This window comes from Photobacterium sp. SP02, assembly GCF_038519165.1.
GTDB lineage: Bacteria > Pseudomonadota > Gammaproteobacteria > Enterobacterales > Vibrionaceae > Photobacterium > Photobacterium halotolerans.
In genome coordinates this window covers 1-11409 of record NZ_JASJOJ010000087.1, presented here as the reverse complement: position 1 = coordinate 11409, position 11409 = coordinate 1, and the positions used below count along the sequence as shown (strand labels likewise).

Annotated in this window: 8 protein-coding genes; 1 reads left to right on the top strand and 7 read right to left on the bottom strand. The window is 52.1% G+C overall.

The genetic code is table 11. The features are described 5' to 3' along the window. Positions 1–81 precede the first annotated feature (81 nt). Complete coding sequence (gene ppsA, locus P0Y67_RS21180; protein WP_446728862.1) at positions 82–1986, top strand: phosphoenolpyruvate synthase; 1905 nt, start codon at positions 82–84, stop codon at positions 1984–1986. On the opposite strand, the gene P0Y67_RS21175 is transcribed toward ppsA, so the two are convergent. The 7 genes from P0Y67_RS21175 to P0Y67_RS21145 form a co-directional block, all read right to left on the bottom strand. Beyond that, complete coding sequence (locus tag P0Y67_RS21175; RefSeq protein WP_342393459.1) at positions 1977–2828, bottom strand: iron-sulfur cluster-binding protein; 852 nt, start codon at positions 2826–2828, stop codon at positions 1977–1979. The two genes, ppsA and P0Y67_RS21175, sit on opposite strands and share 10 nt — an antisense overlap. Continuing rightward, complete coding sequence (locus P0Y67_RS21170) at positions 2821–3852, bottom strand: 4Fe-4S dicluster domain-containing protein (RefSeq protein WP_342393458.1); 1032 nt, start codon at positions 3850–3852, stop codon at positions 2821–2823. Before P0Y67_RS21170 ends, P0Y67_RS21175 begins: the two co-directional genes overlap by 8 nt. A gap of 1 nt (position 3853) precedes the next feature. Then, the gene (fdhF, locus tag P0Y67_RS21165) at positions 3854–5944 is read right to left on the bottom strand and encodes a formate dehydrogenase subunit alpha (protein ID WP_342393456.1); all 2091 of its coding nucleotides are present in this window, start codon (positions 5942–5944) and stop codon (positions 3854–3856) included. 96 nt (positions 5945–6040) lie between these two features. Beyond that, a complete protein-coding gene (locus tag P0Y67_RS21160; protein ID WP_342393455.1) occupies positions 6041–6877 on the bottom strand; it encodes a formate/nitrite transporter family protein in 837 nt (278 codons plus the stop codon). 287 nt (positions 6878–7164) lie between these two features. Then, complete coding sequence (locus P0Y67_RS21155) at positions 7165–8913, bottom strand: GMC oxidoreductase (RefSeq protein ID WP_342393454.1); 1749 nt, start codon at positions 8911–8913, stop codon at positions 7165–7167. A gap of 349 nt (positions 8914–9262) precedes the next feature. Further along, on the bottom strand, positions 9263–10633 hold the full coding sequence (locus tag P0Y67_RS21150; protein WP_342393453.1) for an MATE family efflux transporter: 1371 nt from the start codon (positions 10631–10633) through the stop codon (positions 9263–9265). Positions 10634–10810: 177 nt separating this feature from the next. After that, entirely contained in the window at positions 10811–11401 is a 591-nt protein-coding gene (locus tag P0Y67_RS21145; RefSeq protein ID WP_342393460.1) for a DUF2913 family protein, read from the bottom strand. Positions 11402–11409 lie beyond the last annotated feature (8 nt).

Sequence of the window (11409 nt, the reverse complement as noted above, 5' to 3'; positions counted from 1 at the left end):
CTAAAATACTCATTTATTCGCAGCCCTCCAAATAACACCTGAAACAACAAATGCTTTGCCTCGCTCTATACTGACAGGGCGATTGTTTATCGTCAGGAAAAAGGCTTTGCTCACCAGCAGGTGGCCTTGTCTGTTGGCATTCAGCAAATGGTGGAGTCTGAAGCCGCCGGGGTAATGTTCAGTTTAGATACTGAAAATGGGTTTCCCGATGTCGTGATCATCAATGGTGCGTGGGGGCTTGGGGAAACTATCGTTAAGGGGAGCGTCACACCTGATCGTTTCATGGTTTACAAGCCGCTTCTGGAAAAACCTGGCAAGCGCCCTATCATCGAAAAGCAACCCGGCAATAAACAACTTAAGATGATTTATGCATCCCGACATCACAAAGATGATCCGGGCAACGGCCAGACTGTCGTGCTTGCGACTACCGAGCAAGAACGCTGCGCATTGGTCCTGTCTGATGATGAAATTTTGCAACTGGCTCGTTGGGCCGTGATCGTTGAGCGCCATTACGGTTGTGCTATGGATATGGAATGGGCGAAAGACAGTCAGGGGCTTTATCTGGTCCAGGCCCGACCTGAAACCGTGGAATCACAGAAAAAACAAGCCGTGCTGGTGAACTACAGTCTGAAAGAAAAATCAACCCTGTTACTGGAAGGCGCCAGCGTCGGTAGCGCGATCGCCACCGGTCAGGTCTTTCTGATCAACGATCCGCACCAGACCGATCAATTTCCGCAAGGCGCCATTCTGGTCACCGAAAGGACAGATCCAGACTGGGTGCCTTTGATGCGAAAAGCCGCAGGGATCATCACAGATACCGGCGGCCCGACCAGCCATGCTGCTATCGTCAGCCGAGAACTGAAAGTACCGGCCATTGTGGGTACTGAGCATGCAACCCGAAGCCTGACCGACGGACAAGCGATCACATTAAGCTGTGCCGGTGGGACTGTCGGGCAAGTGTACGAAGGCATCTTACGTTATGACACCCAGCAGGTGAACCTGGATGAGATTCCGCGTACCCAGACTGCTGTAATGATTAACGCAGCCATGCCAGATGGTGTCTTCCGCTGGTGGCAGTTACCGGTTGACGGGATCGGTCTGACCCGGATCGAATTCATGATTTCAAGCCAGATCAGAGTCCACCCTATGGCACTGCTCCACCCCGAAAAAGTGACAGACCCAGCGGTTCGCCAAACGATCAACCAACTGACCCAAGGCTATGCTTACCCGCCGGATTACTTCATCCATCATCTGGCAATGGGTGTTGGGAAAATTGCAGCCTCACAATACCCGAAGCCTGTCATTGTCAGAATGTCAGACTTTAAATCCAATGAATATCGGGGCCTGCTGGGCGGTGAATTTTTCGAACTCCACGAAGAAAATCCAATGCTGGGCCTGCGTGGGGCTTCACGCTATTACCATCCGCTGTATCGTGAAGCGTTTAAACTGGAGTGCCAGGCCATCGTAAAAGCTCGCCAGGAGATGGGCTTCGATAACATCATAGTGATGATCCCGTTCTGCCGCACAACCGGTGAAGCCGATAAAGTGTTGGATGTTATGGCTGAAGCAGGACTGAAACGTGGTGAAAACGGTCTGCAAGTGTATGTGATGTGCGAGATCCCCTCGAACGTTATTCTCGCAGACCGGTTTGCACAACGCTTTGACGGTTTCTCAATCGGCACCAACGATCTCACCCAGTTAGTTCTGGGAATAGATCGTGATTCAGCCGAACTGAAACCATTATTTGATGCAAGGGACGATGCAGTAAAAGAGATGATCGCTCAGGTGATCACTGTCGCGCACCAGAATGGCTGTAAGGTTGGGATCTGTGGCCAGGCGCCGTCAGATTACCCGGAATTTGCCGAGTTTCTGGTAAATTGCGGGATCGATTCGATCTCTCTGAACCCCGACTCTTTCGCCAAAGGGTGCCAGCAAATCGCGCTGGCAGAACTCAAATACCCAATTAATACTGCCGGTCACGAATAACCCGCTGGGATGTACTGTTTCAGGTCATCCCAGCGAAACGTGGGACCATCGGAACACACATACTTGTCCTTCAGGTAACAGTGCCCACAGGTTCGGACCCCGCAGTGCATGCGGCGCTCAATCGACAGATAAATAGCCTGTTCAGACACCCCGCTGGCGACCAGATATTTAGCCACCGCAAACATCATGGCTTGCGGGCCAGCCAGCAGCACCACATCCGGGCCTTGAGCAAACTGACCCAGCACAGTGGGCAGAATATCGACCGGGGTACCGCCGGATTCATTTTCGCGCGGCTCGGTGTCACCGTCCTCAATCATATTGAAAACCGGGATGATCTGCTGCCAATACCGGCGTTCCGGCGTCAACATCTTCAACTGACGATTACGGGCCCCGTACACCGCCATCAGTTGGGTGTAATTTTGTTGTTCAATGAGCTGATTCACCACTCCGACCAAAGGTGCCAGGCCGCAGCCGCCGCCGACAACAAGCACCCTTTTATTGCACACTTTATCCATCGGCCAGCCTTTACCATAGGGCCCTTTGGCCCCCAGGATCTGCCCGGCTTTGAGCTCAAACAAGGCTGAAGTCACACTGCCAATTTTTCGGACCAGCGCCCGAAAATTCCCATGTTGATCAGGAAGCTGTGTAAAAGTGAACGGCGCTTCACCCACAGAAGGCAGACATAGCATGAAGAACTGTCCTGTCTTTGCCTTCATCCAGTTATCCTGTGCCTTCGTGGTCTGAGATGCCGTATTTAGCAGACGAAAGGTAAAATGGCGGGCATGCTCACCATCATCATAAAAGTCGATCAGACGAACAGCTGTTGGCGTGAGACTATGCATCTTTCACTATCCTTTTCATGACCGAATGCACCCCGATAACACCCGGACAAGTCTGCTCACACCGCCCACAGCCGACACAGCCATACCGCCCAAATTCTGGCAAAAAATCATCACTGAATTTGTGGTACCAAAAGCGCTTCACCCGCTCACCGGCCTGCTCTGCGGGATTATGCAAACTGGCCTCACGCTGAAACCCTTCGTACAAACACGAATCCCAGAAGCGCACCTGCCGGGCCTGGGTCGTCGGCAGCTTATCAGGAGCGTCTTGCGACACAGCCTGATTTTGTGTGCCGTAACAAGAGCAGGTCGGACACAAGGTGGTGCAGCCGGAACAAGCAATGCACTGAATGGCGACCTGCTGCCAGAACGCATCCGACGCTTGGCCACGGTTCAGTTTTTCAATACCTTCCAGAATATAAGAATGATCGTCGAACTCATGCTCGCACTGGGTCAGGTTGTCCGATCGCAAATTTTTAGCATGACTTGTCGCAGGTGTCAGTGCCAGGCCTTGCAGTGCGGCACGGCCTGGTTCCGTCACCACAATCAATAACCAGCTATCATCGTCAAGTGGATGCAAAATCAGATCGGCCGTGGTATCTCTGACCCCCGGCCCGGCATCGACCAGATTGCAAAAACCATTCTGGCAAGGATGAACACAATCCATGCCGACCAGTAAGGCTTGCTGTCGCCGGGCCTGATAATAAGGATCCTGGTCAAAAAAGATGTCCTGATAGTGAATCGCCATCAGATCGCAGCTCTGAACCCCGAACAATACAAAAGGTTCTGGTTTCGGTATGGTTTCACGAAAAAACTGACCATCGAAGATATATAAGGTCTCCTGTTCGGCAAAGAAAAAGCTTTTGGCTGAACTCAACGGCCGCTGCTGACTCAGTGCCGGAAAGGGGGGCTGCGCTTGATGCTGCCAATGCGCGTCACCATGGTTATCGACCACCTGATACAACTGGCGGCTCTGGGATAAGTGCTCTTGCAGTTGCTGAAGCGAGTGAAGCATATACTGCTGCATGTTACTGCCCCTCCAATAAGCGATCGATATCTTTAGGCTCCTGCCCCGGTGGTAATGGCACCACAGACACGGCACATGCTTTCAGCTCAGGCATTTTCGTGATTGGATCCTGCGCGGTATTCGTCAGTTGGTTCGACGGGGCTTCTTTGAAATGGTATGGCATTGACACCAGGCCCGGTGGGACATCATCGGTGATCATGGCGCGAGTTTCCACATAGCCCCGGCGAGAGCGGATGCCTACCGGCGAGTAACGCTGAATATTCAGTGCCCTGGCATCTTCCGGGTTGATGAAGAGTAGTCCCGCAGGCGTTTCCCGTTCCAGCAAAGGAGATTTTCGGGTCATAGACCCGCAGCCGTAGTGACAAGAGAGCCGGTTCGTGGTCAGGATGAGCGGATATTGTTCGTCGGTCTTTTCATCAATATCAATCTGGTGTACCGGGATCAATCTTGCCTTACCGATAGGAAAAGTCGTTTGATGTAAGATAGCCGTTCCTTGTGGGGCATCCTGGTTGCAGGGCCACTGTAAACCATGAGCCAGCTCAATCCCTGAATAGGTCATTCCCTGATAAGAGGGTGTCAGCGAGGCCATCTCATCGAACACAGCCTCGCTGTTGGTCCAGCTGAGCGCATGGCTGCCCAATGCCTCAGCCAATGCCTTCAACCACTGCCAGTCGCCCATAGCTAAACCCGGTGGCTGCACAGCCTGAGCAATATGCTGTACCCGCCGCTCGCAGTTGGTAAAAGAACCTTCTTTTTCCGCAAAAGATGCTGCTGGCAAAATGTAATCTGCCAGCTTGGCTGTCTCCGTCATAGTCAATTCAGCAACCACCAGCAGATCCATTTTCTTCATGGCAGCGCGAACATGATTCTGGTCCGGATCGGTCACCACGGGATCTTCGCCGAATATAATCAGGCCACGAAACTCACCGGCCAGTGCCGCTTTGGTCATACCCAGCGACGTCAGCCCTGGTCGGGTTGCAACCTGCTCTCCCCAGGCTTGCGCAAACTTGCCTTGCGCAGAAATATCATCAACCGCCTGATAACCCGGATACACATTCGGCAGGCAGCCCATATCGCATGCGCCCTGCACATTATTCTGCCCACGCAACGGGTTGATACCTGTACCGGGACGGCCAATCTGACCACAAACCAAAGCCAGATTAGACAGCGCAATCACATTCTGAGTCCCGCTGACAAACTGGGTGATCCCCATGCCGTACAAAATCATGGCACTTTTCGCCCGGCCATAGAGTTCCGCGACTTGCCGGATCTGAGCGGCGGCAACGCCGGTGCCCGACTCAGCCAGCTCAGGGATGATTGTCTCCACACTACGCGCCAGGGCATCAAAACCCTCACAGCGCTGACTGATGAAAGACGCGTCATACAGCTTTTGCTTGATCAGAACATGCAACATCGCATTGATGAGCGCGATGTTGCTGCCCGGTTTCAGCTGAAGATGCACATCCGCCATTTTGGCCAGCCGGGTCACTCTGGGATCAATGACCACCAATTTTGCCCCTCGCTGCCGGGCTTCAATAATCTGCCCGCCGAAAACGCTGTGATTCTCCGTCGGATCCGCACCGATCACGACAATCAGCTCGGTGTCGAAAATATCTTTGGTGCTATTGGTCATCGCACCGGAGCCTAAGGTTTGTTTCAGCCCGGCAACCGTGGGGCTATGGCAAATACGGGCACAATGATCGATATTGTTGGTCTTCAGGACGGCTCTGGCAAATTTCTGAGCGGCATAGTTGTCTTCATTGGTTGCACGTGCGCTGCTGATAACCCCCACAGCATCAGGGCCGGACTCAGCCTGAATATCCCTTATCGCCTCACTGATATCATTCAGTGCCTCATCCCAACTGATGGGATAAAAGCGATCATGAATCCGTTTCAGCGGCTCAGTAATCCGGTTGTCAGGACGAATGGCATAGGCTGTGCTCCAGCCTTTTTCACACAGCTTGCCGCGACTCACAGGGTGACTTCGCTGTGGTTCAACCCCGGTCAGGTTACCGTGTTCATCAATTTTCAGATTGATCCCGCAGCCGACACCACAAAAAGGACAGACTGTTTTCACTATTGAAGAAGCCATTACCATCCACAATCAATCGGCGGGTTCTGGCTTCAGTATAGCAAGCCAGCACAGAGCGGATTGATGCTGCTACAATCTTTGTCTCATGAAAACAAATTACGGTTTATCCGGGCCAGATGTCGGCTTTCTGAGGTAAATCACGTAATACACCAAGCCAACCAGGACACTCCCGCCGAGCAAATTTCCCAGAATGACAGGGATCAGATTACTGATCAGGCCCTGCCAGCCCACCGAACCGGCGACTGTACCCGTGTCGGAAAATGCCTGTATTAACATGGCTAATGGAATGAAGAACATATTCGCAATACTGTGCTCAAAACCCGCCGCGACGAAAGCGGAAATCGGAAAAACAATCGCGACCGCTTTATCAATGACACTCCGCCCGGCCATTGCCATCCAGATCGCCATACAAACCAGAATGTTACACAACACACCTCTGAAAAATGCGCTCCAGAACGGTAAGCTGCATTTTGTTTCAGCAATCTGCAGATAACGCTCTGCAATGACCCCTTGATTCAATTCTGTATGTCCCGATACATACACCAGGACGGCCAGTCCCGCCGCCCCGATAAAGTTTGCACCGCATACCACCAGCCAATTCTTCAGCAGCTCAGCCGTTGAAATCTTTTTATCGGCCCAGGCCATCGCCAGTAAGTTATTTCCGGTAAACAACTCAGCCCCGGCGACCACTACCAGCAACAATCCCAGCGAGAATGCAATCCCCCCTAACATCTGACTGGTGCCAAAACCCAGACTCGCGTCAGACTTGATTATCACAAAATACAAGGCCCCCAAGCCAATAAAGGCCCCCGCCAGAATGCCCAGCATGACCATAGACAACAACGGCAGGCGGGCTTTTATCACGCCTATACTGTCCACTTTTTCAGCGATTTGCTTTGGTGAAAAGGCATCAAACCCAAAAAGATCAGCCATGGTTCACTCCGGTCAAAAATGCTCGGTCAAACAAGCTAAGCGGAAGCAGAAGAGGTCGAATATGTCACTTATCCACCTGAAACTGGGGCGCTTTAAGGCGAATTTGTCATGGGTAAGTGTAGTACAGAGGGGAAATATGACGTTAAGCGAGGCCGTACTCAAACGGTGCCAGGGTGATAAGTCAACCTTTATCATTCTGCGCCAGCAAAAGCTCCGCTTTCATTGATCCTGAAAAGCGCCTTCTTCCTTCAGAAGGCGCTGTTATTCCATCTCCAGACTTTCAGGCGCTATTTCGCGGACAGTTTATCCGCCAGATCCTGTGCCAGTGCAACCATGGTCAGTGTCGGGTTCCAGGAACCACCCTGCGGCCAGAGTGCGCCGCCGGTAACGTACACATTGCTGGCGCCTTTGAACCGGTAGTCTAAATCAACCGGGGCGTCCGGCTGAGTGCCGATATGCAGGGTTGAACTTTCATGCACCGGCGCATCCACCCTGATTGCAGCTTGTGCGGGACGTGCCGTCTGCCAGTCGCCTTCATCCGGCGCGCCATGCCAGTATTGCACGGCATCCCGGCCTTTCGGAGAGAGCACGGTTTCCAGAATATTGAACGTCGCTTCGTCCATCGCCGTCCAGGTTTGTTTGTCTTTGCCGTTTTCTTCGATCTGCAGCAGGGAGTTGGTTGTAATATTCGAATCATCGCTGTTTTGCAGGAACCAGCTGCCCGGGTTGGTGTAATCCAGCTCTCCCAGCACGGCACAGACAAAAACAACATGATCTTTTGAGGACAGCAGCTGCGCCATAGAAGCTGTCGCCACGACATCCGGCATATAACGCAATGCTGTGGGCGAATTCACGACCGGGTTTTCATCCCACAAGGCAGACAGCTGGATATGGAATTGCTGCTCATAACTGTTATTCGCAATACCGGCCACGTAGCAGGCCCCCAGTTCCAGGCGACCCAGGTCGGCAGCCGGATCCAAGTCGGCCTTTGGCACGCGCGCGACAATAGAGCTGATAAAATGCGCGGAAAAGCGCTGCCCTAACCCCAGGTAATCCGGAAACGAATTCCGCAATAACGTGGTCGGTGGCAAAGTGCCCATCGCCAGCACCAACTCGACAGTTCCAAGCGGTAAAACGCCTCTTGACGTTTGCAGCGCCGTCGCCTGCGGTATGCCATTCACCTCTTGCTGGATGATTTTCTCAACCACACATTCTGTGACTATATCGAGTTTCGCGCCTTTCCCGGCTTTAAACAGTGCGGCCTGTGTTTCTGCCAGTTGCAGAATATCGCCGGGGGTAGAGAATTTCTGAAAATCTATCCCATTGACATTTTCTGACGCAGAGGCCAGCGGCGCGGCTTCAGTACGGTAAATACCATCAACAGATTTGCCGGACTCTTCCAGCAGGTGCTGAACCTTTCGCTGTAATTCCCCGTAAACCGGACGATTACCCGACACAAAGGCTTTCTCCTGCTTGCTGAGCCCACTGTCTATCTGATCAGCACTCTGGACCCTTAGCAACCGTTCTGCAGACTCGAAGTTTTTCTCGGCAGCGGCAATGGTCTCCTCCGGCCAGCCGGAAAACTCATCGCTATTGGGTCTTGGACACCAGGCACTCCACAATGTGGAACGTCCGCCAAAGAAAGGCACCATGCCATGTTGCCAGTGGATAGTACCTGCCTGACCCAGCTGATTTTTGGCCGACATGGTCCATGGGAAGGTTTCCGACAGGCCGCCCAGAGTATCTTTAAAAGGCAAAGGCAGATTCTGGAAATGTTCCGGCAGAAAAAATGGCCCCCGCTCAACCATTAAAATCCTTGCAAAAGGATTGGTTTTCAATGTTCTCTCTGCAAACGCCAAGGCGCAAAACCCGGTTCCGATCACCACGAAATCATAGTCATTCTCTTCCCTGGCCTGCTTCCATTCGGCATTCGACAGGAAAAAGACATGATCCATCACTTTCTGACCATCCGGATTTTGTGGTCCGGGTGTTGGATATCCATGTTGCAGTTTGTTACTTGCAGCAGCTGTTCCCATCAGACATTCCTTTTCAAGGTTAAGTTAAGCGGCACGGCTGGGCCTTGCCCTACTCTGCTCAGCATGATGCTGTGACAGACAGTGCATAACGAATAGGAAAGCATGGTGAGAAATGACAATTTATTTCTTGTATCAGGACGCGTTTAGTTCGGAATTTCAACGCATGTTGAAACGGCAGAGAGAATGAGAAGCGTCAGTTACACGCCAGTGTGATACTCAGCGGCAGGGGGAGTCGCCACGAATAGCCAGCCTGTGATTTCGCAAGCTGGCTATAACTATAACTATGACTATGACTATGACGGTGGCAGAAAATAACGGCAGACAAAGGTAATCAATACCGGTGCTTTGCTTAGCCGGCCACCAGATTATTCATCCAGGCTTTTGAGCGAATGCGTATGCTGGAACCAACGATTTTCACCACTTCTTCCAACACCAGCATGGCGTAAACCCATTCCAGCGGCAGTTTCAGCACAAAGGCACAAAATGCGGTCAGCGGGATCCCGATCATCCATTGCGCGGCAATATCCTGATAAAAGCAGAAACGAATGTCACCACCTGCCCGTAGCACGCCGACGATCATGGTCATCGGCAGGCTTTTCACTATCATACCGACGCAAAAAATCATGAAGAAATGTTCAGTCAGCTCCCGGGTTTCCGGCGTCATGGCAGCAAACAAATCCAGTACAGGATCGCGGATCAGGAACATGAGTCCTGCCGTGACCACAGCAAAGCCAAAATTGATCACAGTGACGGCCCAGGCCTGCCGGTAAGCCTGCTCCATGTTACTGCTGCCCAACTGATTGCCAATCAGCACGGCTGACGCATTGGAAATACCAATCAGCATCGCCAGCGCCAGTGACTCAATAGGCGTCATCACAGATAAAGCCACCAAACCATCGACACCGGCCTGCCCGATAATGACGTGATACATGAAGATCCCGCCCGACCAGGCAAGATGGTTAAAGGTGGTAGGCAGCGACAGTTTCAGGAAGCGGTTTATCATCTGAGCATTAAGGACTTCAGGAAACAGCGACCAGCGCAGCGCAATCGGGTGATCCTTGAGATGCAGATAACCAAATAACAGCGCGATTTCAACCAGACCGCTGATGGCCGTTGCCCATGCCGCGCCGGCAATGCCATAAGCCGGCATCCCCAGGTTACCGAAAATCAATACCCAGTTCAGGAACAGGTTAAGCGCAATGCCTACAGCACTGAACAGCGTGCTGATCGCTGGCTGATGCATAGCCCGCAACCCCACAGAGACACTGCTGCCCCACGACACAGCGTACAAACTCACGGCGGTAATTTGCAGGTACTCGGCACCCCGGGCAATCACCTCAGGATTATTGGTCGCTAACCCGATCACCTGCTCAGGAAGCATCAGAAATACCAGCGCAGCCAGTGTGGCGACCAGGGTTGTCATGGTCAGCGTCAGCGCAACACTTTGCTTCATGCCGTGCTGATTGCCAGCGCCCCAGTACTGAGCCGCCAGTAATGCACCGCCCGTCGTCACACCAAACAGCATAATAGTGACAACAAACAGTGCCCGGCCAGCAATACCAATGGCCGCCACATCCAGTTCATTTAACTGACCCAGCATCAGAATATCAACCAGACTACGGCTGGAAAACAGCATCACCTGTAAGGCAATAGGAAACGCTATCGCCAGCAGGCGACGGACAAACACCCCTTCAAATAAAGGAGAAGCAGATGGCGACATACATATTCCTGAAAAATAAGGAGAGCACAAGAAAAGCGACAGGCCGGATTTTATTCTGGCCCTTTCAAATCACAAGCCGAACCGACCTGTTATTTATGCTATCTGGCAGGCTACAAACCGTGATAAACCTAATAAAAATATAAAAAATGCAGCGACCTCGCTGCACTTTGATGTCTTTTACTCAACCGCTCGCGTGGGGAGTTCGGGAAGATAATCACCTGCATTATCAGGGTACAGAATATATTCACCGTGGTATTTCACCAGCGACTTATAGTCAGTGACTTTGTACAGCAGTAATCCTTGCTGATAGGCCAAATCAATACATTGCTGGATATTACCGCGAACATAAACCGACAATGGCTTAGCAAGTCTTCCTGCCTCATCAAATGCTTCTTGTAACTGCTTAGCACACACCACCAATGACGCCTGACCATCGGTATGGTGCGTCACTTTTCGGTTCACTTCGTATTCTGTCGCCACCACCCAATCGAGCTGCTGCAGCGCACTGTACAGGGCATCCAGTTGGTCAGCCTTCACTGCACTGGTGGTGCCTTCTTCCGTCAGCACGCCCGATAATGCCCAGCCAAGGTGTTCAAACTTCAGCTTCAGCTGTGCCTGCTTACCCATACTGCGAGCCATCTGCTGCCAGCCCAGCAAGGTTTTCGCCACACAGTGATCATAGCGTTGCTGCTTAATCACTTTGGTGATCCAGGCACTCATAAAGTGCGTTTCGCTGACCGGATTATTGGGGGTTTTGCCTGAGCTTATATTTTCCA

Bases quoted from the DNA above. Each gene is read 5' to 3' on its own strand.
- P0Y67_RS21175 (WP_342393459.1), bottom strand. From the start codon at position 2,828: ATGCATAGTCTCACGCCAACAGCTGTTCGTCTGATCGACTTTTATGAT.
- P0Y67_RS21170 (WP_342393458.1), bottom strand. From the start codon at position 3,852: ATGCAGCAGTATATGCTTCACTCGCTTCAGCAACTGCAAGAGCACTTA.
- fdhF (WP_342393456.1), bottom strand. From the start codon at position 5,944: ATGGCTTCTTCAATAGTGAAAACAGTCTGTCCTTTTTGTGGTGTCGGC.
- P0Y67_RS21160 (WP_342393455.1), bottom strand. From the start codon at position 6,877: ATGGCTGATCTTTTTGGGTTTGATGCCTTTTCACCAAAGCAAATCGCT.
- P0Y67_RS21155 (WP_342393454.1), bottom strand. From the start codon at position 8,913: ATGGGAACAGCTGCTGCAAGTAACAAACTGCAACATGGATATCCAACA.
- P0Y67_RS21150 (WP_342393453.1), bottom strand. From the start codon at position 10,633: ATGTCGCCATCTGCTTCTCCTTTATTTGAAGGGGTGTTTGTCCGTCGC.